This window comes from Pseudomonas sp. NFPP02 (assembly GCF_900119355.1).
Classification (GTDB): domain Bacteria; phylum Pseudomonadota; class Gammaproteobacteria; order Pseudomonadales; family Pseudomonadaceae; genus Aquipseudomonas; species Aquipseudomonas paracarnis.
In genome coordinates this window covers 247,118-271,179 of record NZ_FPJI01000010.1, presented here as the reverse complement: position 1 = coordinate 271,179, position 24,062 = coordinate 247,118, and the positions used below count along the sequence as shown (strand labels likewise).

At 61.2% G+C, this 24,062-nt stretch carries 19 protein-coding genes; 11 read left to right on the top strand and 8 right to left on the bottom strand.

Going from position 1 to position 24,062, the window contains the following annotated elements; genetic code table 11:
* Nucleotide 1 precedes the first annotated feature (1 nt).
* Nucleotides 2–601: an NAD(P)H-dependent oxidoreductase gene (locus BT204_RS18975; protein WP_057977249.1), complete on the bottom strand. Its 600-nt coding sequence runs from the start codon at nt 599–601 to the stop codon at nt 2–4.
* 72 nt (nt 602–673) lie between these two features.
* Between BT204_RS18975 and BT204_RS18970 the strand changes: the two genes are divergently transcribed.
* Entirely contained in the window at nt 674–1,276 is a 603-nt protein-coding gene (locus tag BT204_RS18970; protein ID WP_072447882.1) for a TetR/AcrR family transcriptional regulator, read from the top strand.
* Here the strand turns inward: BT204_RS18970 and BT204_RS18965 are convergent.
* Together BT204_RS18965 and BT204_RS18960 are read right to left on the bottom strand one after the other, a co-directional pair.
* Nucleotides 1,266–1,943 carry a GNAT family N-acetyltransferase gene (locus BT204_RS18965; protein WP_054921399.1) on the bottom strand — a complete coding sequence of 226 codons (678 nt, stop codon included), beginning with the start codon at nt 1,941–1,943 and terminating at the stop codon, nt 1,266–1,268. The genes BT204_RS18970 and BT204_RS18965 overlap by 11 nt on opposite strands.
* Before the next feature lie 56 nt (nt 1,944–1,999).
* Nucleotides 2,000–2,884, bottom strand: a complete 885-nt coding sequence (locus tag BT204_RS18960) for a LysR family transcriptional regulator (RefSeq protein WP_072447880.1) — start codon at nt 2,882–2,884, stop codon at nt 2,000–2,002.
* A 113-nt stretch (nt 2,885–2,997) separates the two neighbouring features.
* On the opposite strand from BT204_RS18960, the gene BT204_RS18955 reads away from it, so the two are divergent.
* The 6 genes from BT204_RS18955 to BT204_RS18930 all read left to right on the top strand — a co-directional run bounded on the left by BT204_RS18955 (nt 2,998) and on the right by BT204_RS18930 (nt 10,969).
* A complete protein-coding gene (locus BT204_RS18955; protein ID WP_072447878.1) occupies nt 2,998–4,230 on the top strand; it encodes an MFS transporter in 1,233 nt (410 codons plus the stop codon).
* A 38-nt stretch (nt 4,231–4,268) separates the two neighbouring features.
* Nucleotides 4,269–4,979, top strand: coding sequence for a FadR/GntR family transcriptional regulator (locus tag BT204_RS18950; RefSeq protein ID WP_054898701.1), 711 nt, complete (start codon nt 4,269–4,271; stop codon nt 4,977–4,979).
* Nucleotides 4,980–5,084: 105 nt separating this feature from the next.
* Nucleotides 5,085–6,278 carry an L-2-hydroxyglutarate oxidase gene (gene lhgO, locus BT204_RS18945; RefSeq protein WP_054898702.1) on the top strand — a complete coding sequence of 398 codons (1,194 nt, stop codon included), beginning with the start codon at nt 5,085–5,087 and terminating at the stop codon, nt 6,276–6,278.
* A gap of 55 nt (nt 6,279–6,333) precedes the next feature.
* Nucleotides 6,334–7,659, top strand: a complete 1,326-nt coding sequence (locus tag BT204_RS18940) for an MFS transporter (RefSeq protein WP_054898703.1) — start codon at nt 6,334–6,336, stop codon at nt 7,657–7,659.
* 81 nt (nt 7,660–7,740) lie between these two features.
* The gene (locus tag BT204_RS18935) at nt 7,741–8,592 is read left to right on the top strand and encodes a CAP domain-containing protein (protein WP_072447876.1); all 852 of its coding nucleotides are present in this window, start codon (nt 7,741–7,743) and stop codon (nt 8,590–8,592) included.
* Nucleotides 8,593–8,764: 172 nt separating this feature from the next.
* On the top strand, nt 8,765–10,969 hold the full coding sequence (locus BT204_RS18930; RefSeq protein WP_072447874.1) for an ATP-binding protein: 2,205 nt from the start codon (nt 8,765–8,767) through the stop codon (nt 10,967–10,969).
* On the opposite strand, the gene BT204_RS18925 is transcribed toward BT204_RS18930, so the two are convergent.
* The 4 genes from BT204_RS18925 to BT204_RS18910 form a co-directional block, all read right to left on the bottom strand.
* Nucleotides 10,948–12,108: a GGDEF domain-containing protein gene (locus BT204_RS18925; protein WP_057977238.1), complete on the bottom strand. Its 1,161-nt coding sequence runs from the start codon at nt 12,106–12,108 to the stop codon at nt 10,948–10,950. The genes BT204_RS18930 and BT204_RS18925 overlap by 22 nt on opposite strands.
* A gap of 42 nt (nt 12,109–12,150) precedes the next feature.
* Nucleotides 12,151–14,397: a 1,4-alpha-glucan branching protein GlgB gene (glgB, locus tag BT204_RS18920; RefSeq protein WP_034127633.1), complete on the bottom strand. Its 2,247-nt coding sequence runs from the start codon at nt 14,395–14,397 to the stop codon at nt 12,151–12,153.
* Complete coding sequence (gene treS, locus BT204_RS18915) at nt 14,394–17,741, bottom strand: maltose alpha-D-glucosyltransferase (protein WP_072447872.1); 3,348 nt, start codon at nt 17,739–17,741, stop codon at nt 14,394–14,396. Before treS ends, glgB begins: the two co-directional genes overlap by 4 nt.
* Nucleotides 17,742–17,907: 166 nt before the next feature.
* Nucleotides 17,908–19,896 (bottom strand): alpha-1,4-glucan--maltose-1-phosphate maltosyltransferase, encoded by a 1,989-nt coding sequence (locus BT204_RS18910; RefSeq protein ID WP_072447870.1) that lies wholly within the window; start codon nt 19,894–19,896, stop codon nt 17,908–17,910.
* Between the two features lie 203 nt (nt 19,897–20,099).
* Here BT204_RS18910 and BT204_RS27920 point away from each other — a divergent pair, with 203 nt between their 5' ends.
* Complete coding sequence (locus tag BT204_RS27920; RefSeq protein WP_164919357.1) at nt 20,100–20,258, top strand: hypothetical protein; 159 nt, start codon at nt 20,100–20,102, stop codon at nt 20,256–20,258.
* Nucleotides 20,259–20,442: 184 nt separating this feature from the next.
* Nucleotides 20,443–21,480: a M10 family metallopeptidase C-terminal domain-containing protein gene (locus BT204_RS18905; protein WP_072447868.1), complete on the top strand. Its 1,038-nt coding sequence runs from the start codon at nt 20,443–20,445 to the stop codon at nt 21,478–21,480.
* A 6-nt stretch (nt 21,481–21,486) separates the two neighbouring features.
* Here the strand turns inward: BT204_RS18905 and BT204_RS18900 are convergent, their stop codons facing one another.
* Complete coding sequence (locus tag BT204_RS18900; RefSeq protein WP_034127637.1) at nt 21,487–21,984, bottom strand: MgtC/SapB family protein; 498 nt, start codon at nt 21,982–21,984, stop codon at nt 21,487–21,489.
* A 123-nt stretch (nt 21,985–22,107) separates the two neighbouring features.
* On the opposite strand from BT204_RS18900, the gene BT204_RS18895 reads away from it, so the two are divergent.
* Nucleotides 22,108–22,347: a DUF3203 family protein gene (locus BT204_RS18895; RefSeq protein ID WP_054921427.1), complete on the top strand. Its 240-nt coding sequence runs from the start codon at nt 22,108–22,110 to the stop codon at nt 22,345–22,347.
* Between the two features lie 184 nt (nt 22,348–22,531).
* On the top strand, nt 22,532–23,941 hold the full coding sequence (gene ccoG / locus BT204_RS18890) for a cytochrome c oxidase accessory protein CcoG (RefSeq protein WP_034127668.1): 1,410 nt from the start codon (nt 22,532–22,534) through the stop codon (nt 23,939–23,941).
* Nucleotides 23,942–24,062: the final 121 nt, after the last annotated feature.

Here is a 24,062-nt window from a genome sequence, read left to right as displayed (position 1 = left end):
ATTATCCCGCGATGGCCTCACGCTCAAACAACCCCTGCCCCACGGTCCGGGCCTTGTGCAAATGCGCCTGGGCCGTGCCACTTTCCGAGTCCAACAATAACTCGGAAGTGAGTACCCGCGCCCCGCAATAATCAAAGATGCCGTAGTCGATCTGGGTATTCATGGCCTTGGCATAACCGTGTCGATCGAAGGCGCTTCCGTCAGCCGCCCCCAGGGCCAGCACATGCACGTGCAAATGCCTGAGTTTCTTCTGCACCGGTGTATCGGGGCCGTAATCAATCGCCCAGCCATTGACGAATACGCGGTCGACCCAACCCTTGAGCAACGCTGGCATTGACCACCAGTAGATGGGGAACGCCAGCACCAGCGCGTCGGCGCGGTCTATGCGGGCCTGTTCGGCCTGCACGTCGGCTGGCGGCGTCGCCCGAGTACGGTGCACCCGATGGTCGGCGACGGTGTAGCGTGGATCGAACCCTTCAGCGGCAAGGTCGGCTATTTCAAAGGTGTGGCCAGAGGCGCTCAAGCCCGCGCCCACCTCGGCGGCCACACTGTGGGTGAGAGATTGCGGGTCGTGATGAGCAACTACGATCAGTGCGTGCATGACTTTGACTCCATTTGAGCTTAATCTACTTTTAGTAAGTTACGTCGAATAAGTTACTTTTGGTATATAAGCATGTCAAGCAGTGAATCCCCTGCCCCACGTCGTCGTTTGTCCCGTGAAGATCGCCTGCGCCAGTTACTCGACGTGGCCTGGCAATTAGTGCGTGACGAAGGCACCGACGCCCTGACTCTGGGCCGCCTGGCCGAGCTGGCGGGCGTCACCAAACCAGTGGTGTACGACCACTTCGCTACACGCGCGGGGTTGCTGGCCGCGCTGTATGCAGACTTCGACGAACGCCAGGACCAGGTGTTTGCCAATGCCATCGCCACCAGCAACGCGACCCTTGAGGAGCGTGCGTGGGTCATCGCGTCGTCGTATGTCGATTGTGTGTTGTTGCAAGGTCGGGAAATACCCGGGGTGATTGCCGCCTTGAGCGGTTCGCCGGAGTTGGAAGCATCCAAGCGCGAATACGAGGCGATCTTTCTCGATAAATGCCGAGATGCGCTGTCGCCCTTCACCGCCGGCGGCAGCATCTCCCAGGCCGGGTTGCGCGCCATGCTCGGCGCGGCGGAAGCCCTGTCCCATGCGGCGGCCAATGGCGAGATCAGCCGGGAGGAAGCTCAGCAGGAGCTGCTGGAGACTATCCTCGGGATGGTCAGGCGCGTCAGGCCGTAGGCAGACGGCCCTGGACGAACAGTTGCGCCTTGCGCGTCAACTGGTCCAGGTGCCGATCACGCTGTTTCTCTGCGTCGACCATGGCGCGCTTGCCGTGTTTTTGCAGCAGGTAGGTGTGGATCTGCCGCACCTCCAGCGAGCTGTAGATTGAGGCCACATCCAACACGCCCATCAACCCATCGGTGCCGTAGTTGCGGGTGTTCATCACGACCTGGGTGCCACGCGCACCGCGTACCTGGAAACCCATGGCTTCGAACACCGCAACCTTCTCTACCGCACAGGCCAGTTCGGCGTGGGGATAACGCGCCAACACTTCGTCCATCATGCTGCGTGCCACACCCTGGCGACGAAAGCCCGCCTGCACCGCCATAAACGCGATGCCACACGCGTGCGGATCATCCTTCACCGGCAAATACAGGCAAAAACCAACCACCGTCTCGTCTTCCGTCGCCACGACCAACTCGACCGCGATGCCCTTTTCGCCATTCAACGCCTCAAGGTACAGGTGCACCTCAAACCCGATGGCGTACTGGTAGATGCTGTAGAGCAGGTTGCTCGGTGCCAGCGCTACGCTGCTGATATCGGTGAGGTTGTCCACCACCATCTGCAGGATCTGGCTGTTGACCGGTTCGGGGCACGGCGTGGTGTAGCGGGTAAGACTGAACATGCAAATTCCTGGGGTTTCGCGTCAAGGCAGCGGCGATTGTACCTGTTGCGCGCCGATCATGGCCCGCACACCTCGCGCAAACATGCGCGCAGCCAGCGATGGGCCAGGTCGGCGTCCTGCCGCGGGTGCCACAGCATCGCCACGGTAAATGGCGGCAATGTCACCGGCAGCTCAAAGCAGTACAAGCCTCGAGGCGGCACGGTGATATAGCGTTCAGGCACGCTGGCGATCAGGTCGGTATCACGCGCCAGGGCGATGGCCGTGTTGAAACCGGCGACCACGATGCCGACCTGCCGAACCAGACCTTGCGCCTCAAGGGCCTCGTCGATCTGGCCACGGTCCTGCCCACGCCGCGACACGTAGACATGTTGTCCCTGGGCGAAACGCGCTGCGCTAAGAGGGCCGCGGCTCAGAGCATGGCCCTCGCGCACCACGCCCACCAGGCGGTCACGGAACAGCGCCTGGGTCAGCACCTCCGGGCTGGCGCCGGCATCGACCACACCGGTTTCCAGGTCGACGACACCGTCGCGCAGCAACGTACTGTGCTTGTCGCTCTTGTGCACGAAACGCAATCGCACCCCTGGGGCGTCCTGGGCGATACGCGCCAGCAAGGCGGGGCCGAAGCGTTCGACGAACTCCTCGCTAGTGCGCAGGGTGAAGGTGCGCACCACCTCACCCAAGTCCAGGGTGTTTGCCGGGCGCAATACCGCATGGGCGTCCTGCACCAATTGGCTGACCTGTTCACGCAATCGCAACGCCCGGGGCGTCGGTACCAGGCCGCGCCCGGCACGTACCAGCAGCGGATCGCCAGTGGCTGCACGCAAACGCGCCAGGGCCCGGCTCATGGCCGAAGGGCTCAGGCGCAGGCGCTGGGCCGCGCGAGCGACGCTGCCTTCGGCAAGCAACACGTCCAGGGTGATGAGTAAATTGAGGTCGGGCATGGGGACTCCTTATCAGGCGTTGGACGCAGCTATAACCTGCAACCCCTGCGTCTTCCGCCATCTTAGGCGACGCCGTAGATTTGCGACAGGTGCATTCACTCAAGGAAACACGCATGCAAACCTCCACACGCGGCGGCCTGGTGGCCTTGTCGCTGTCCATGTTGCTGGCCGCCCTGGGCACCAGCATCGCGAATGTCGGCCTGCCCAGCCTGGCGCACGCCTTCGGGGCATCGTTTCAGGCCGTGCAGTGGGTGGTGCTCGCCTACCTGCTGGCCATCACCGCCGTGATTGTCAGCGCCGGGCGCCTGGGCGACCGTCTGGGGCGCCGGCGCTTGCTGCTGGCCGGGTTGCTGGTGTTTGCCCTGGCCTGCGCCGGGTGTGCCGCCGCGCCAACCCTGTCCTGGCTGATCGGCGCACGGGCATTCCAGGGCCTGGGCGCGGCGATCATGATGGCGATGACCCTGGGCATGGTCGGTGACACGGTCACGAAAGCGAATACGGGCCGAGTCATGGGCCTGCTCGGCACTATGTCGGCACTCGGCACGGCCATGGGGCCGAGTGTCGGCGGAGTATTGCTCAGCCTGTGGAGCTGGCGCGCGCTGTTTCTGATCGGCCTGCCCTTGGCGGGTGTGGCTGCCGCCCTCGCCTACCGTTATTTGCCGGCGGATGCTAACGCCCGCGAAGCTTCGCCAGGCGATACACTCTGGGCGCCCCTGCGCGATGCGCCGTTGCGCGCCGGCCTGGTCATGAGTGTTCTGGTGTCGGCGGTGATCATGGCCACGTTTGTGGTGGGCCCGTTCTACCTGTCCCGTGGCCTGGGCCTCGATCCCGCCTGGATGGGCTTGGCCATGGCCGTCGGGCCAACGGTCGCGGCGGTTACCGGTGTACCGGCGGGTTACCTGACCGATCGCCTCGGCAGCCAACGCCTGACCCTCGTGGGGCTGAGCGTGATGCTGTGCGGGGCCCTGTTGCTGTCGCAGGCGTCCGGGCTTGGTGTTTATCTCGCGGCGCTGATCGTGTTGACAGCCGGCTACAGCCTGTTCCAGGCGGCCAACAACACGGCGGTAATGAGCGATATACAGGCGACACGCCGAGGCACAGTGTCCGGCCTGCTGAATCTGTCGCGCAACCTGGGCCTGATTTTCGGCGCCTCAGCCCTCGGCGCGGTGTTCGCCCGCGCCACCCCGGATGTCAGCCATGCCCCGCCCCAGGCGGTGGCAGCCGGCCTGCACGCCACCTTCGCCATGGCGGTAGGTTTGCTGTTACTGGCTGTGCTGATCGCCTGGAGACGCGCACATTCCCTGGCCAGCGCGAAGCAGACAAACGTTGACAAGCTAAAATCGTAACGACTATTGTCTGACAACCTGATCACCAAGGTTTTCCCATGCTTGAGCTCCAGCGCCCCGATTCGCTTGTCGTACGGGTTGTCAGCGCCATTCGCGCAGAAATCGAATCCGGCCAACTGGCCCCGGAGTCGCGCCTGCCGACCGAACAGCAACTGGCCGAACAACTCAACGTCAGCCGCTCCGTGGTGCGTGAAGCCATTGCCCAGCTCAAGGCCGACGGTGTGCTCACCGCCCGCCGTGGCCTGGGCTCGTTTATTTCGCAGACCCCTGCAGGCACGGTGTTTCGGTTTCCACAGCCCAATGGTCGGCGACCTGACCTGGCGCAAATGTTCGAAGTGCGCTTGTGGATCGAAACCCAGGCCGCTTCGATTGCCGCCCAGCGCCGCGACACCGCCGACCTGCAGCGCATGAAAAGCGCGTTGCAGGCCATGCAGGACAACCGCGACGACTTTGAAGCCGCAGCCCTGGCCGATGTGGAATTCCACCGTGCCATTGCCGACGCCAGCAAGAATGACTACTTCGTGGCCTTCCATGACTTCCTCAGGAGCCAGTTGGCCAGTGCGCGTAAAACCGCGTGGGAAAACTCGGCCTCGCGCTTTGCCACCGGTTCGGCCGACGCGACCCTGGAACATCAACAGCTCTACCAGGCCATTGCCGACGGCGACGCCCAGCGCGCCGCTGCCAGTGCCGAGGCGCACCTGCGTGCCGCGGCGCGACGCCTGCAACTGGAATTACCCACCACGAATTGATCCACCTTGTTTGCAGCGTGTCCGTGGACACGCCATTTTTTTAACAAAAACATTAGTCTGACAACCTGATAAGCAGACTGAAATGTACAGCCTAGGTACCCAGCAATGATTCATGACTTTTGCATTATCGGCGGCGGCATTGTCGGCCTGGCCACCGCCATGGAGCTGCTCAAGCGCCAACCCGGCGCGTCGCTGGTGATCCTGGAAAAAGAGTCGGTACTGGCCAGGCACCAGACCGGCCACAACAGCGGCGTGATCCATGCCGGCATCTACTACGCACCCGGCAGCCTCAAGGCCGATTTGTGCAAGCGCGGCGCCGAAGCCACCAAGCAGTTCTGCCGCGAACACGGGATCAAATTCGAGGTGTGCGGCAAGCTGCTGGTGGCCTCAAGCCCGCTGGAAATGCAACGCATGGAAGCGCTGTACGCCCGTGCCCAGCTCAATGGCATGCAGGTCGAGCGCCTGAATGCCGAACAACTGCGCCAGCGTGAACCGAACATCGTCGGCCTCGGCGGCTTGTTTCTCGATGCCACCGGGATTGTGGATTACCGCCAGGTGTGCGAGACCATGGCCCAGGTGATTCGTCGCAACGGTGGGCAGATCTGCCTGGAACGCACCGTCACTGCCATCCACGAAAACACCGATACGGTCACCGTCAACACCGAGGGCGAGACCTGGCAGGCCCGCCACCTGGTGGTGTGCGCCGGCTTGCAGTCGGACCGCCTGGCCCGGCTGGCCGGCATCCGCATCGACCATCAGATCATCCCGTTTCGGGGCGAGTACTTCCGCCTGCCCGCCGCCAAGAACAACATCGTCAACCATCTGATCTACCCGATCCCTGACCCGGAGCTGCCCTTCCTCGGCGTGCACCTGACCCGCATGATCGACGGCAGCGTCACCGTCGGCCCGAATGCCGTGCTGGGCCTGGGCCGCGAGAACTACCGCAAGTTTTCGGTGAACTGGCGCGACGTGGCGCAGTACGCCAGCTTCCCGGGTTTCTGGAAAACCCTCTGGCAAAACCTCGGTTCGGGCACCACCGAGATGAAGAACTCCTTGTTCAAGTCCGGCTACCTGGAGCAGTGCCGCAAGTACTGTCCGTCCCTGACCCTCGATGACCTGCTGCCCTACGAGGCCGGTATCCGTGCCCAGGCAGTGATGCGCGACGGCAGCCTGGTGCACGACTTTCTGTTCGCCCAAACCTCACGAATGCTGCATGTGTGCAATGCGCCCTCGCCGGCCGCCACCTCGGCCATGCCCATCGGCGCGATGATCGCCGACCGCCTGTTCCACCCCCAGTAACACCGCACCGCCCGCTCACCCAACAATAACTACAAAGACCAGAAGGAAGTCCAGCATGTCGGCATCCGCCTCCATCCCCGGTACCGAAACGCCCGAACAAACCCGCAAGCGCCTGCGCAAAGTCGCCGCGGCCACCATCTTCGGCTCGATGCTGGAGTGGTACGACTTTTACCTGTACGCCACCATGGCGGCGATTGTGTTTTCGAAGATCTTCTTCGATAACAGCGACCCGAAGACTGCCACGCTGATGGCCTTTTCGACCTTTGCCATCGGCTTTATCGCCCGCCCCTTCGGCGGCATCCTGTTTGGCTACCTGGGCGACAAGTTCGGGCGCAAGCAAGTGCTGGTGCTGACCTTCTGCCTGATGGGCGTGTGCACCACCTTGATCGGCTTGATCCCCAGCTACGCCTCCATCGGCATCTGGGCCCCGATCCTGCTGGTGTTTATCCGCATCATCCAGGGCCTGGGCGCGGGTGCCGAGTTGTCGGGGGCGGCGGTCACGTCCTACGAGCATGCCTCCCAAGGCAAGCGTGGCAGCCAGGGCGCCTGGCCGGCACTGGGCCTGAACCTGGGCCTGTTGCTGTCCTCGCTGACCATTTACCTGCTGACCATCAACGGCAACGAGTTCCTGTTGGCCGGCGGCTGGCGCATTCCGTTTATCTGCAGCATCGTGCTGGTGGGCGTCGGCCTGTGGGTGCGCAACAGCATTCCGGAAACCCCACAGTTCGAAGCGCTGAGCAAGGAAAAAGCCAGAGCCAAGCCATCGCCCCTCAAGGCCTTGTTCAAGAACGACCTCAAGGGCCTCGCCGTGGTGTTTTTTGTCGCGATTGGCTACAACGCCCTGAGCTACATCTTCAAGACCTTCTCCCTGGCGTACCTGACCCAATTCAAAGGCGTGGACGTGCATGTCACCTCGCTGTCGGTGACCATCGCCAGCCTGGTAGCCATCGTCGCCGTGCCCTGCTTCGGCTGGCTGTGTGACAAGTGGAGCAGCAAGGCCGTGTTGATGCTCGGCGGGCTGTGCTCGCTGTTGTTCGCCTACCCGTTCCTGGCCCTGCTCAACAGTGGTGAAAGCCTGATGATTTACCTCGCAATCGGTGTGGGCACCGGTATCCTCGCGCCGATGATGTTTGCGCCCCAGGGCTCGTTCCTGAGCCGGCAGTTCCCGACGCAAACGCGCTCTTCGGGTTTTGGCACCGGGCGGGAAATCGGCACCGCCATTGCCGGTGGCCTGGCACCGCTGGGCGCGCTATCTATGGTAGCGGCCTCGGCCACCCACTCCACCGATGGCGTGGTGGTGATCCTTGCGATTTCTGCCTTGTTGGTGGTGGTGTTTGCCCTTTGCGATCAGGGCGCGAAACACTCGGCATTCAAGAACTGAGCAAAAAAGTTCGGACCAACGGGTGCATGGATGCACCTGGATCGCGCATCATGGGCACTTTCAAGCTCAAGGGTAACGTCCATGCGCGTTCTGTCATTGATGATGGGTCTTACGACGCTGGCCGCCACTACGGTGTTCTGCGCCAGCGCGATGGCGAATGAAGAAAGTCAGTTAGTCCAACAGATCAACCAATACCGCAGCCAGGTGCAACGCTGCGGTGACCAGGGTTCCCAGGAGCTGCCGCCGCTGACCAGCGATACACGGCTGGTGTTGCCGGCTTCCAATGTCGGCGATTTGCAGCAGTCGCTGGCGCGCGCTGCCTACCCGATGGTGAATGTGCAGGCCATCAGCCTGTCCGGGCCCAAGGATGCCGAGGCCGCGATGAAAGCGGTGCGCGAGAGCTTCTGCCGCGTAGTGCTCGATCCGCAATTTGTCGACATTGGGGTCAGCAACAGCGGCCAGGACTGGCGCATCGTGCTGGCTCGCCCGTTGGTGACCAGCGGCCTGGGCGATTGGCAGACCGAAGGCAGAAAACTGCTTGACCTGATCAACACCGCCCGTGCCGAGCCGCGCCAGTGTGGCAGCCAGGCGTTCACCGCCACGGCGCCCCTGTCGTGGAATGACACCCTGGCCGGCGCAGCCAACAGCCATACCCGCAACATGGCCAACGGCAATTTCTTCGACCACCTGGACCCCGACGGCCGTACGCCCGGCGACCGCGCCGAGTTGGCGGGGTATATCGCGAAGAATATTGGTGAAAACATCGCCGCCGGCCTCGACACGCCGCGCAAGGTCGTCGACGGTTGGCTCGCCAGCCCCGGCCACTGCGCCAACCTGATGAACCCGCAATTTCGCGAATTGGGTGCCGCCTACGCCATGGACCCCAAGAGTGACGCGGGCATCTATTGGACGGGCTTATTCGGCACGCAATAAGGTTGAGCGCCGGCCCAACCCGGCCAATAATGACGGCGTGCAAATAGACAATGAAATCAAAGTGCTATCAGGGAGATAATTGCGCTGAACTGAATGCGGTCATTCCGGTCTGTTGCTAGTCGGCCTGACTCTTCAAAGCTAAACAATACGTAGCAAGCAAGGTGTGAACCCCATGATGAATTGGCTGCAAGGCAGCAGCAAAATGGCAGAGCGGGTTCGTCAGCACGATTGGGCCAATACGCCCCTGGGGCCACTTGAACACTGGCCCGATGTGTTGAAGACAACCGTTGCGCTGTGCTTCGCGTCGAGTTTCCCCCAGGCCATCGTCTGGGGGCCTCAGTTGATTACTCTCTACAACGACGCGTTCACGCCGATCCTGGGTAGCAAACCCGACGCCTTGGGCCGCCCGTTCAACGAGATCTGGCACGAGGTGTGGGACGATATCAGCCCTATCGCCGACGCCGCGTTCGATGGGCACGCCACCTATATCGAAAACTTCCCGCTGTTGATCCAACGCAACGAAGCGCCGGAACAAGCCTATTTCACCTTTTGCTACAGCCCGATTCGCAATGCCCAAGGCGTGGTGGTCGGTTTGCTCGACACGGTGACCGAAACAACCGCCACGGTATTCCTGGCCCGTCGTCTTGAAGTGCTGGACGCCATTAGCAACAGCGTGACCAACGCTACCGACGCCGAAACCATCCTGACGTCTACGACCCGCCTGCTGGCCGAACATCTGCAGGTGTCCATCTGTGCCTACGCCGACATGGACGAGGATGAAGATGGCTTTACCATTCGCGGCGACTGGTCGGCGCATGGCTCGCCGAGCATCATCGGGCATTACAGCCTCGCGGCGTTCGGGGAATGCGCGGTCAACTGCCTGCGTGCCGGCGAGCCACTGGTGATACGCAATAATCTGATCGAGTTGCCGCCCCATGACGCCGCGAGCTTCCAGGCACTGGGGGTGACAGCCACTATTTGCATGCCGTTGATCAAAGACGGGCGGCTCACCGCGCTGATGGCCGTGCACGACAAACTGCCGCGCTTTTGGTCATCCTATGACATGGCGCTGGTGGGCGAAGTCACCGAGCGTTCCTGGGCGCATATCGAGCGCGTACGCGCCGATGCCGCCGTGCGCGAGGGCCTGGCCGCCTATACAGAGCTCAATGCCAGCCTGGAACAGCGCGTGAATGAGCGTACCCATGCGCTGGCCGAGGCCGAAGCCGCACTGCGCCAGTCACAGAAGCTGGAGGCCATCGGCCAACTGACCGGCGGCGTCGCCCATGACTTCAACAACCTGCTGACCATTATTCGCTCGTCGGTGGACTTCCTGCGCCAGCCCGGCCTGTCCGAGGAGCGTCGGCAACGCTACATGTGCGCGGTATCCGACACCGTCGAGCGGGCCAGCAAGCTCACCAGCCAACTGCTCGCCTTTGCCCGTCGCCAACCGTTGAACCCGCAGGTGTTCGATGTCGGCCAGCGCGTGCAGAACATCGGCGAGATGCTCGAAAGCGTCACCGGCGCACGCATTCACGTGCAGGTGCAATTGCCCGATCAGCCCTGCTATGCGCGCATCGACCCCAGCCAGTTCGAAACCGCACTGATCAACATCGCCCTCAACGCCCGCGATGCGATGGACGGCCAGGGTACCCTGACCCTCAAAGTCGCCAGCGAGCAAACGCTGCCACGTATTCGTGGGGATGCCGAGTCGTGCATGCCCTACATCACCATTTCCCTGGCCGACACCGGCAGCGGGATTCCCAGCGACACCTTCGAGCGCATCTTCGAGCCGTTCTTCACCACCAAGGCCGTGGGCAAAGGCACCGGCCTGGGCCTGTCGCAGGTATTCGGCTTTGCCAAGCAGTCAGGCGGCAATATCGATGTGGCCAGCACCCTCGGCCAAGGCACGGTGTTTACCTTGTATCTGCCGCAAGTCGAAGGCGAAGCGGCGCCGGATCAACACACCCCTGCAGATCTGCCAGCGCCGCAGGAGGCGGCTCATCAACATGTGCTGATCGTTGAGGACAACTTAGAGGTGGGACGCTTCGCCAGCCAGATCCTCAAGGACCTGGGTTACCAGACCACCTGGGCGACCAATGCCGAACAGGCGCTGAACCTCGCTGGCAATGACGTCCAGGGGTTCGACGCGATTTTCTCCGACGTGGTGATGCCCGGCATGACCGGCGTGGCCATGGCCAGGTTGCTGCGCCAGCGCCGCCCCGACCTGCCCGTGGTACTCGTCTCTGGCTACAGTGAGGAACTGGCAGACAGCGGCTACGAAGGCTTTGAGTTCCTCGCCAAGCCCTACTCCGCCGACCAAGTTGCGCGGGTGCTGGCAAAGGCGATGTGCAAGGATCAGTCGACGACCGCTACCTGATTGCGACCCGATGCCTTGGCCTGGTACAGGGCCTTGTCGGCGCTGTTCATCAAGGCGTTCAAATCCAGAGGCTGAGTGCAGGTCGATGCTACGCCCAGGCTTGCGCTCACCCCTTGTACCGGGTCGGCGGGCAAATCATGAATCGTCTGGATCAACTCCTCGGCGATGCTGCGTGCGGTCTCCAACGAGGTATTGGGCAGCAATACCGCAAACTCTTCGCCCCCCAGGCGACCGTAGATATCGGTCTGGCGAAAGGACGCACTGATCACCGCGCCAATCTGGCGCAACACCTGGTCGCCGGCCTGGTGGCCGTAGGTGTCATTGATGGCTTTGAAGTGGTCCATGTCCATCATCAATGCACACAGCGGCTGCTGCTCGCGAAGGCACTGGGCATACAGCAATTGGGCCTGTTCGTAGAACGCCCGACGGTTCATCAGCCCGGTTAACTCATCGGTCTGGGCGGCACGGGTGGAAATATGATGAGCGCGCTCCATTTGCCTCGTCAGACGGAAGGCTTTTTCCAGGGCATCGGACAGCTTGCGCGTCGCACCGACCACAAACGAAGCAAACACCAGCACCGCCAGCGCCACGCCAACCTGCATCGGAGAAGGCTGAAACAGCATCCATACCGTGCAGGGAAGCAACACCAGCGCCATCGAGCCCAGCGTCATGTAGCGATAGGCTGAATAACAGGACACCGCGCTGACCGACATGCCCACGGTAAACAGCATCACCAGCACCTGGGACAAGCGGTCATCGACCGGCATCACCGCCAGCGCCCCGCCGCCCCAGATACCCGCCGACAGCATCAGCGTGACCCAGTAGTGGCGCTCCCAACGTGCGGGTGTGCGCCCCGCGTCAGGGCAGCGAAACCATTGCACAAACAGATGCAGGCGCACCAATGACGAGCCCGCCAGCAGTACCAGCCACACCAGGATGACCTGCTGATCGAAGCGATCCCAGCACAGCCAGCAGAGCATGACGGCGCCCAGGTAGCTGCCGAAGATCGCCGAGAATGATTGACGAAAGAGCTGGTGCAAACGGTCGGTTCGCACCTGCTCTTCGATGGAGTGACCCTGATCTTGCCCGAGGCTATGCATGGGGTTGGCCTGTTTGACCGGCGACGGCAAAGGCGCCATTGTGGCACCTTGCCAGCAAGCCGAACAGCGGCATACGCCGCGCTAGAGCGTTTCAGGCTCTTGAGGTCGCAAAATGAGCACGCCCAGGGGCGGCAGGTTCAACGACAGCGACACCGGTTGCCCATGGCGCGGCTCATCCTGGGTAAACACGGCCCCGCCATTCCCGTAATTGGAGCCCGCGTAGGTATCGGCATCACTGTTGATCACCTCACTCCACCGCCCGCCAAACGGCACACCGACTGCGTAGCCTTCACGGGGCACCGGGGTGAAGTTGGCAACCACCAACACCGGCTTGCCATCCTTGCTCCAGCGCAGCCAGGCGTAGACGCTATTGATCGCGTCATCACCGATCAGCCATTGGAAGCCCTGGGGCGCATCGTCCTGTTCGTGCAGCGCCGGCTCTTCGCGGTACAGGCGGTTCAAATCGCCTACCAGCTTCTGCACCCCACGGTGCTCGGGGTACTGCAGCAAATACCAATCCAGTTGCTGATCGTGGTTCCACTCGCGCCATTGGCCAAATTCGCAGCCCATGAACAGCAACTTCTTGCCGGGGTGCATCCACATGAAACTGAGGTAGGCGCGCAGGTTGGCAAATTTCTGCCAGCGGTCGCCGGGCATCTTGTCGATCAGCGAGTGCTTGCCGTGCACCACCTCATCATGGGAAATCGGCAGGATAAAGCGCTCCGACCAGGCGTACACCAGCCCGAAACTCAGCTCGTTGTGATGATGGGCGCGGTACACCGGGTCTTGCTGGATGTAATGCAGGGAGTCGTGCATCCAGCCCATGTTCCATTTGTAATTGAACCCCAGGCCACCCTGTTGGGTAGGCTGGCTGACGCCAGGCCAGGCCGTGGACTCTTCGGCAATCACCAAGGCGCCCGGGGCTTCAAGGGCAACCACGTCGTTCAGGTGCCGCAAGAAGTCGATGGCTTCCAGGTTCTCGCGACCGCCATGGCGGTTGGGCACCCATTCACCGGCCTTGCGCGAATAATCGCGATACAGCATGGAGGCCACTGCGTCCACGCGCAGGCCATCGACGTGGAAATGCTTGAGCCAGTGCAAGGCCGACGCGAGCATGAAACCGTGGACCTCGGTGCGGCCCAGGTTGTAGATCAGCGTGTCCCAGTCCTGGTGAAAGCCTTCCAGGGGGTTGGCGTATTCGTACAGCGCGGTACCGTCAAATTGCGCCAGGCCGTGGGTATCGGTGGGGAAATGCGCGGGTACCCAATCAAGGATCACGCCGATATCGGCCTGATGGCAGGCATTGACGAACCAGGCAAAGTCTTCCGGCGAGCCAAAGCGAGCACTGGGGGCAAACTGGGATAACGCCTGATAGCCCCAGGAGCCACCAAAGGGGTGTTCCATGATCGGCATCAGCTCGATATGGGTGAAGCCCAATTGTTGAACGTAAGGAATCAGCCGCTCAGCCAGTTCGCGCCAGCCATATTGACGGGCAACTTCACCGGCCTCGTCCAGCTCGCACTGCCAGGACCCCACATGCAGCTCGTAGATCGACAACGGCGCAGTGGTTTTCTGCTTGTCTCCCCGCGATTGCATCCACTCATGGTCCTGCCAATCCACTTGCAAAGGTGCGGCGACCTTCGAGGCGGTGTCCGGCGGCAGTTGGGTGGCCAACGCCACAGGGTCGGCCTTGAGCGGCAAAATGCCGTGGGCACCGAGAATTTCATACTTGTAGGCCGCGCCCGGCTGCAAGCGTGGGATGAAGATTTCCCACACGCCCGATGGATGGCGCAGGCGCATCGGGTGGCGGCGCCCGTCCCAGATATTGAAGTCGCCCACCACCGAAACCCGCCGTGCGTTCGGCGCCCAGACGGCAAAGCGCACGCCTTGCACGCCGTCGACGCTGACCACCTGAGCCCCCAGGCAGTTGCCCAGGTCACGGTGATTGCCTTCGGCAAACAGGTACAGGTCCATTTCCCCCAGCAGCAATTGGCTGAAGCTGTAGGGATCTTCGGTGATCTGCTCACCGCCGGCCCACTGGATTTTCAGCAGGTAGGGCTGGCGAGTGCTGAAGTGCCCAATAAACAGGCCTGGCACCTGGGTGGCATCGAGGCTGCCAAACGGCTCACCTGTGTCACGCGCCAGTACCTGGACACTCAGGGCCTCGGGCAGGAACGCACGGATAAACTGGCCGCCCTGCTCGTCATCATGGGGCCCCAGGATCGAAAAAGGATCGGGGTGCTCGGCGCGCACCAGCGCATCGACGTCCTTGGACGCCGGCAATGCAGTCAACTTGGGCTGCAGCGGTTCTCTCTGTGTAAAACTCATGACGTCTCCCCACCGCGTACAGGTTTAGATATAGGTGTCAGCCCGCTCAGCAAGCCGTGCAGCCCTTGCAGGGGCACCGGCAGCCAGCTCGGGCGGTTTTCTGCTTCGTAGGCCACTTCGTACGCGGCCTTTTCCAGGCTGAACAAGGTCAGCGCTGCGTCTTGGCCGTTGGCATCCTGCCAGTCATGCGCCAGTGTAGACGCAGCGGCCTGGTAAGCCTGGGTAAATGCTACGCGGGCTTCATTCAGGTAGCGGTCGGTCACGCGTTTACGCGCAGCGTTCGCTTCTGGCGTGTGATCCACCCCCTGCACATTCAGCGCCATGGCCGCGGCATAATCGAAGGAACGCAGCACACCGCTCACATCTTTATAAGGGCTGTGTTTGCCGCGCCGCTCATGCAGCGGTCGCGCCGGTTCGCCCTCGAAGTCGATCAAGTAGGCATCGCCCTTGACCACTAATACCTGGCCCAGATGCAAGTCACCGTGGACGCGAATGCGCAACCCGCCCGCCGTGGCTTTGGCCAACGCCTGGACATGCGCCGCGATGGCTTTTTTCTGCGCCAGTAATTCACTGACCAACGCCTGGTCGGCGGGGTTCAACTGCCTTTGATTAAGCTTGAGCAACTGCAAGGCGCGGTCGATCTGGGCGCCGACATCCTTGGCCCAGGCTTGGGCGTCTTTGGCTGTGGTGGGTTCGGGTTTGAAAGCCTTGTCGGCGGTTGGCGCACCCAACACCAGGTGCATTTCACCCAGGCGCTGACCGAGCAAACCGGCAAAATCCGCCAGTTCGCCGAGGGCGTTGTAGTGCTGTTCCTGTTCAGAGATCGCCTCGGCCAGCTCATCGCGGATCGCGCGCTCCAGGTTGTTCTGGGTCCAGCTCCAGGCATCGCCCTGATTGCTCAGGTAACCCTGGGCAATCATCAGCAGGTTGTCCTGCCCCTGCCCGTCGCGGCGGCTCATAAAGCCCAACAGCGGCGAGATATTCGGGTAGCCGGCGGCGGTCAGGTAGGCACTCATTTCCAGCTCCGGGTGCACACCGGCGCTGACTTTACGAATCAGCTTGAGCACCAGGCTGTCACCGACCACCACCGAGCTGTTGGACTGCTCGGCAGACAAATAACGCACCGGCGATTCACGGGTCAGTTGCAGTGCGGCCAAGTGCTCAGTCGCCTCGAACCGCAGATCGCCGTCAGGGGTATTGAGCACGGTGCCGGCCTGCATGGCCTGGATCACCTCAAGGATAAAATGCTCAAGGCTGAAGGCATCGGTCACCAAACCTACCTGACGGGTACGTCTCACTCGGGCCAAAGCCAATTGCTGGGGCAAGGCGCTGGTGAACTGGTCTTCGCCAAGGAAGCCCAAGGGCAGTTGGTAGCGGCTGACCTGGCCAGCACTGGTCACTTCGATCTCGCTGAGCAACACCGGATGCTGCGGGTCGCCAAAACGCACGCCATAAGCGATGTGCACCGTGTCGATTGCCGTATCTTTGCCGGCAAACCAGCGACGCTTGGGCAGCCAGGCGGGCAGTGAAGTCTGTTCCAGGCTGGTGCGGCAAGGTTCTTCCAGTAACTCTTCCATGCGTTTTTTCAGTACCAAAGTGGTGAAGTCGGGCATGCTTTGCGCCGGTTCCACATGCCAGCTGGGCATCTGGTTTTCCGCTGCCAGCACGAACCAATAGAAACCATAGGGCGCCAGGGTCAGCAGGAAATTCAGCTGGCCGATCGGCGGGAAGGCATTACCGCCGAGCATCTCTACCGGCACCATGCCGGCAAAGGCCGACAGGTCCAGCTCCGCCGCCTGGGCGCTGCGCGACACATTGGCTACGCACAGGATGATCTCGGTGTGGCCGTCTTCGCCGGTGTATTCACGGGTGTAAGCCAGGATGCGCCTGTTAGTCGGCGAGAGCATCTTCAGGCTGCCACGGCCAAACGCCTTGGACTGCTTGCGCACTGCGAGCATGCGCCGGGTCCAGTTGAGCAATGAGTGCGGGTCCTGGGCTTGGGTCTCGACGTTGACCGACTGGTAACCGTATTGCGGGTCCATGATCGGCGGCAACACCAGGCTGGCCGGGTCGGCACGGGAAAACCCGCCATTGCGGTCGATGGACCATTGCATGGGCGTGCGCACGCCGTCACGGTCGCCCAGGTAGATGTTGTCGCCCATGCCGATTTCATCGCCGTAGTACAGGGTCGGCGTGCCCGGCATCGACAGCAACAGGCTGTTGAGCAATTCCACCCGCCGACGATCCCGCTCCACCAGCGGCGCCAGGCGTCGCCGAATACCCAGGTTGATACGGGCGCGGCGGTCTGCGGCGTAGTAGTTCCACAGGTAGTCGCGCTCTTTGTCGGTGACCATTTCCAGGGTCAGCTCATCATGGTTGCGCAGGAAAATTGCCCACTGGCAGTTGGCGGGAATCTCCGGGGTCTGGCGCAGAATGTCCGTGATGGGGAAGCGATCTTCCTGGGCCAACGCCATGTACATGCGCGGCATCAGTGGAAAGTGGAACGCCATGTGGCATTCATCGCCGTCATCACCCTTTCTGTCGCCAAAGTACAGCTGCGTGTCTTCGGGCCACTGGTTGGCTTCGGCCAGCAGCATGCGGTCGGGGTAATGGGCGTCGATCTCGGCGCGGATCTGCTTGAGGACGTCGTGGGTTTCCGCCAGGTTTTCGTTGTTGGTGCCGTCCCGTTCGATCAGGTAGGGAATGGCGTCCAGGCGCAGGCCGTCGATGCCCAGGTCGAGCCAATAGCGCATCACCGACAGCACCGCTTTCATGACCTGCGGGTTATCAAAGTTGAGGTCGGGTTGGTGCGAGTAAAAGCGGTGCCAGAAGTACTGGCCGGCCACCGGGTCCCAGGTCCAGTTGGACTTTTCGGTGTCGAGGAAAATAATGCGTGTGCCGTCGTATTTCTGGTCATCATCCGACCACACGTAGAAGTCCCGTGCGGCCGAGCCTGGCTTGGCCTTGCGCGCGCGTTGGAACCAGGGGTGCTGGTCGGAGGTGTGGTTGATCACCAGTTCAGTGATCACGCGCAACCCGCGTTGGTGGGCTTGGGCAATAAAGCGCTTGGCGTCGGCCATCGTCCCGTAGTCGCTGTGCACGCCGCGGTATTCGGCAATGTCGTAGCCGTCATCACGCCGGGGAGACGGGTAGAACGGCAGCAGCCAGATGGTGTTCACGCCGAGGTCGGCGATGTAGTCGAGCTTGGCGATCAGCCCGGCAAAGTCACCAATGCCGTCGTTGTTGGAGTCGAAATAGGATTTGACGTGAACCTGGTAGATCACCGCGTCTTTGTACCAGAGCGGGTCTTTGATAAAGGTGGCTGCCTTGGGTTTCTTGGCCATTGCAAACTCCTGAAAATACAAAGTTCTCGAGGATCGTTCCCACGCTCCGCGTAGGAACGCAGCCCCGGACGCTCCGCGTCCCAAGCGCGACGCAGAGCGTCAAGCGAGGCATTCCCACGCAGAGCGTCAAGTGAGACGTTCCCACGCAGAGCGTGGGAACGAGCACTCAGGATGTACTGATGCGCCAGATCCCGAACGGCATCTGCGGCTCCAGCCGGGTCCATTGGGTCTTGCCGTACCAGGTCCAGCGGTGGCCGTTCATCAAGTCTTCGCCCTGGGTCTGGGCATCGTCGGGCAAGCCCATCTCCCACAGCGGCAATTCAAAGTGGGCTTCCTGGACGTTGTGCGGGTCGAGATTGACGGCGACCAGAATGAAATTGCTGCCGTCTTCGCTGCGCTTGCCGAAATACAGAATGTTGTCGTTCCAGGCGTTGTAGAGCTTGAGCCCCAGGTGCGTGTGCAACGCCGGGTTCTGGCGGCGGATGCGGTTGAGCTGGGCGATCTCGGCGATGATGTTGCCCGGCGCGGTGAAGTCCCGAGGTCGGATTTCGTACTTCTCCGAGTCCAGGTATTCCTCTTTGCCCGGCACCGGCGCGGCTTCGCATAACTCGAAACCCGAATACATTCCCCACAGGCCCGAGCCCATCGTGGCCAGCGCAGCGCGGATCAGGAAGCCTGCGCGACCGGACTCATGCAGGAAACCCGGATTGATGTCCGGCGTATTGACGAAGAAGTTCGGGCGGTAGCACTCACGCCAGGGCGACTGGTTCAGTTGGGCAAGGTACTCGCTCAGCTCAGCCTTGGTGTTGCGCCAGGTGAAGTAGGTATAGCTCTGGGAATAGCCGACCTTGCCCAGGCGCGCCATCATCGCCGGTGTGGTGAAAGCTTCGGCGAGGAAGATCACCTCCGGGTACTTGGCACGCACGTCGCTGATCAGCCATTGCCAGAACGGCAGCGGCTTGGTGTGCGGGTTGTCGACGCGAAAGGTCTTCACGCCCTCTTCCACCCAGCCCACCACGATGTCACGCAGCTCGGTCCACAGGCTGGGGATGGCATCGGCCGCATAGAAATCGACGTTGACGATGTCCTGGTACTTTTTCGGCGGATTTTCCGCGTATTTGATCGTGCCGTCCGGGCGCCAGTTGAACCAACCCGGATGCTGTTTGAGCCACGGGTGGTCCTGGGAGCACTGGATGGCGAAATCCAGGGCGATTTCCAGGCCGTGGTCGGCAGCAGCCTTGACCAACCGGCGGAAATCATCGCGAGTGCCCAACTGAGGGTGAATAGCCTCGTGACCGCCCTCCTCACTGCCAATGGCGTAGGGGCTGCCAGGATCATCAGGGCCGGCGGTGAGTGAGTTGTTCTTGCCCTTGCGGTGGCTACGGCCGATGGGGTGGATCGGCGGGAAATACAGCACGTCGAAGCCCATGTCGTGAATCATCGGCAAGCGTGCGTGCACGTCGTTAAAGGTGCCGTGCCGCGCCGGATCGTCGGTGATCGAGCGGGGAAACAGCTCGTACCAGCTGGCAAATTGTGCGGCTTCACGTTCCACGTCAATCGGGTAGGCGGGGCTGACGCTCAAATAGGCGCGATGGTCGGCCTGGGTCATCAGGTGTGCACTGTCTTCGTGCAGGAACAACGCCACCTGCTCGGTTTCCAACAGGCCGGAAAGCTCATGGTGCAACAGCATCAAGCGGTCACGCAGTTCGTTGTCACTGCGTTCGGCGGCCTGCAGCACCAGGCTACGGCCCTCCTGCAACTCCAGGCTGACCGGCACGCCAGCTTCATGCTTCTTGCGCAGTTCGTAACAGAAGCTGGCAAAGGCGTCGATCCAGGCTTCGATGCAGTACTCATGGCGGCCTTGGTGGGCCACGGTAAACGCGCCCTCCCAACCGTTGTTGCCGATATCCAGCATGACTACGCTGTGCCAGCTTTCGTCTCCCAGGGCGCGCCAGCGGATCAACACCGCCAGTTTATCGTGGCCATCGGCGAACACTTTGCTGGTGACATGAACCCGCTGGCCCACCACCGCCTTGACGGCAAACTCCCCGTTGTCGATGACCGGCATGGTGCTTTCGATCGCGATCCTGGGTAGCAGCAGCGCCTGCGACAACGGCAGCACGGAGTCTTCTGGAACCAGTGTTTCGGCAGTCATCGAGCAGCTTCCCCTTACGCCCTTTGGACGCTCTTTGCTTGATACGAATTCAGGTACGGCGACGCTATCCTTGAGCTGGGCCGTTTAAAGTCCGAGCCTGGGCGCTGCCCAAAAGTTCAGGTGGATATACCACCCTTGGGCGGGAATCATTTCCAGCAGGCAATGGTCCACCGATAGAGCAAAGCACAAACGAGGCCATACCCATGAGCATCCCGACACCTCCTGAAACCGAAGATCCGAATATCGACGCCCCCCCATTGCCTCCGCCCGAACCGGAACGCGATCCTGAACAGGAGCCGCCTGAAAACCAGCCGCCACCGGTGCAGGAACCGCCCACGACGATGCCGCCGGTTATTGCCTGACTCACAGACACGCAAGCACTTGCCCGTGAAAGTATCGCGGGCAAGCGCTACTGAGCTTTCCTACTTCAATCACCGACAATACCGAGATCCCGCTCTTGATGAACAAGATAGATTCAGTCTCCCGTACGCTGCCTCGCCCCCTTGCCGGCCGCAGACTATCTTGTCCGTTAAGCGAGTACCTTCTATGCGCACCTCACTACTGCCCCCGTTCTCGGCTGTTCACGGCATCCAACAACCGCCAGTCAACGATCATCGGGAAAAACTGAACGATCTGTTCAGGGCCGGCCCAAGCGCAATCATGCGCAGGAAAGAGCCTGACACGCCCGCCTCCGCCCCTTCCAGGGCGCCGCAAACCTTTACCTTGCCCAACCCCGCCCCCTCTGCGAACGTAGAGCCGAAGACGGCCGGTGCCGACGCCACCCAGCTTGCCCAACTTCGTGCGCTGACCAGCCAGGAGAACATTACCAATATGCTGCGCGCGCCCAACTCACACGAGACCTCCGGGCAGGTGACCACGATTCGAAGCCTGTTAAGCAGGGAAAACGTCAAATCCTTGCTGCACGGCCCGGATGCAGACGAAGCGCGCAAACTGATTACCGATGTGAAGGAGCGTTTAGGTCAATCAAGCCTGCAGATGATTCATGACCGATCCTCACATATCGAGGACCCGGGCTTGAGCCTTGAAGAAATTCGCGAGCGCACCTCCACTCTTGATCCCGAGGCAGGTTTCAACTGCGCTATGCAAATCGAGCGTGATCTACGCATTGAGAAGCTTTCTGCCATACAGCGAATGCGGCAAAGTACGCCTCTGGCTTCAGCCCTCTTCGATATCGGCAAAGAGGCGGACCTCGGCAACCCGCCCCCTCAACCGGATAATCCACCGCCCCCGGCAGAAAGCCTCACACACAACAACAATGTCAGGAATGACAATGGTCAGACCTTCACCTTCCGTAATACCCGTGAATCAAGTTTCGACGCACCTGAGCAAGTGATGGATTTTGACCACCACAGAGACAAACTCGATGTATCGGCAATTAGAAATCAACTCGGCAACACGCCATTGAAATTGGTAGGAAACTTCTCGGGAGCCAGTAGCGAGGTACAGATTCACTATAGCCCGGCTCACAATACGAGCGTGGTGATGATCTCCGGCAACCCGGGAGAGTCGCCCTTTGTGGTGAAAGCCTTAGGTGAGGTGAGATACGGCAACCTCATCACTTGACCTCCTTCACTCATCCTTCTCCAGCAGCTTGACGATCCGTGGCATCACGCTGAATACCGCCAGGGCCAGCAGCGTACTGAGCACCGCCGTCGATTCACGCCCCATTCCCGCCGCAACCCCAATGGCGGCGGTCATCCACAACCCGGCCGCGGTGGTCAGGCCCTTTACATGCTGGCCCTCTTCGTCTTCCTTGCCCTTGAGGATGGTGCCAGCGCCGAGGAAGCCAATGCCCGCGATGACCCCTTGAACCACACGGCTCATGGCATCCGCCTGGCTGCCGGACATCTGCGGCACCAGCACAAATAGCGCGGCGCCAAGCGCCACCAGCATATGGGTGCGCACTCCGGCCGCCTTGCCCTTGTGTTCACGCTCAAACCCCAGGATGCCGCCGAGGATCGCCGCGATCAGCAGGCGCACGGTCACTTGGGTGAGTTGCCGGGCATCGCCAATGTCTGCGAATTCGGCTTGCAGGGTTTGCCACGCCAGATGCCACCAGGCCTCCATGGATGCGCTCCTTTTTACTATGGATAGATAAAGGATGGACAGCGCAGACCGCCAGTCAGTTGCCTGGAACCCGTGCGCATGGCGGCCGCCTAACGCTGCATAGCCCACAAAACGGAGATTGTCATGACCGTACGCATCGAAAATCATCTGTGCTACTTCACGCTCGACGACAATGGCCAGGAACAAAGCCTGCCAGCCACACGGGTGACCGTCCTGACCGATCACGACAAAGCCATGTCTTATCTGGAACTGGCAGGTTCGCGCATCTACATCACCGAAGCCGAGGCGGACGCGCTGACGGTTGAAGGCGCAACCGATGGCCGTGAGCATGTAAAGGCGGACCAACCTGGTTCGGTGATTTAATTGATCTGCATCATCAGACCCGCTCAACCCCTGCACCCCTATGCCCATGGGGTGCAGCAGATTGACGCACAAGAACGCTTCAAGCTGATCTGATCCGCTTTTTATCACCCCACCTGAGTCTGTTATGCAAACAGTCTGTCGCCCATAGTTCGTCGGCCTGATGGAGGCTGATGAGCGAATGACCATGAGCGAACGAATCCCAACCGTGGAAACCTTTGAGCCCATTCACCCCAAGAAAGTGAAGGCCAAATCCAGCGACAACCTGATCCATACCCGCAGCTTTACCGGCTTGTTTCGCACCCTGCGAGTGGGCGGTGCCGGCCTGCTGTTCCTGGCTTTTTTCGGCACCGTGTGGCTGAACTGGGGTGGGCGCCAAGCCGTACTGTGGGACCTGGCCGAGAGCAAGTTCCACATTTTTGGTGCGACGTTCTGGCCCCAGGACTTCATCCTGCTCTCGGCGCTGTTGATCATCTGCGCCTTCGGCCTCTTCGCGATCACGGTGTTTGCCGGCCGCGTATGGTGCGGCTACACCTGCCCGCAAAGCTCGTTCACCTGGCTGTTCATGTGGTGCGAGAAGGTGACCGAAGGTGAGCGCAACCAGCGCATCAAACTTCAGGCCGCCCCCTGGAGCCTGAATAAGCTGGCGAGGCGCTCGGCCAAGCACACATTGTGGCTGGGTATCAGTGTGTTGACCGGGCTGACGTTTGTGGGCTACTTCACCCCGATCCGCCCCTTGGCCGCCGAACTGTTGACGTGGCAGATCGGTGGGGTGAGCCTGTTCTGGGTGCTGTTTTTCACGGGCGCCACCTACATCAATGCCGGCTGGCTACGCGAAGCGGTGTGCATGCACATGTGCCCCTATGCACGGTTCCAGAGCGTAATGTTTGATAAGGACACCCTGACCATTTCCTACGACACCACCCGCGGCGAGCATCGGGGCCCGCGTAAACGTGACGTGCAGCCAGCCGAGGTTGGCCTTGGCGATTGCATCGATTGCCAGCTGTGCGTTCAGGTTTGCCCCACGGGAATCGACATCCGCGACGGCCTGCAAATGGAATGCATTGGTTGTGCGGCCTGCATCGACGCCTGTGATTCGATCATGGACAAAATGGGCTATGCCCGTGGCTTGGTCAGTTACACCAGTGAGCATCAATTGCAAGGTGGCAAGACCCACCTGCTCAGGCCGCGCCTGATCGGCTACAGTGCCGTGCTGCTGGTGATGATCGCGGCGTTGGTGGTGGCGCTGATTGAACGGCCGATGGTGTCGCTGGATGTGACCAAAGACCGAGGTATGTTCCGTGAAAACAGCCAGGGGTTGATCGAAAACATCTACAGCCTCAAGGTGATCAACAAGACCCAGCAGCGCCAGGACTACCGCCTGGAACTGGTGGATGCCGAGGGGTTCCAGCTGCAAGGCAAGACCCAGGTCAGTCTGGCTGCCGGGGAAATTGTCGATATACCGGTGTCGGTAGCGTTGCTGGCGGACACACCGGCCAGCAGCTCTCAAACCCTGCGTTTTAAAGTCACTGATGTGGATGAGCCTTGGATTTATACCGCTGCTGACAGCCGCTTCGTTGCGCCCTTGAATCGCTGAACAACGATAGAGATCAACTGTAGGAGCGAGCTTGCTCGCGAAAAACTCACCGTCGCCGCGTTCATTCAGGAAACACACGTTATCGTTGACGTTTTTCGCGAGCAAGCTCGCTCCTACAGTT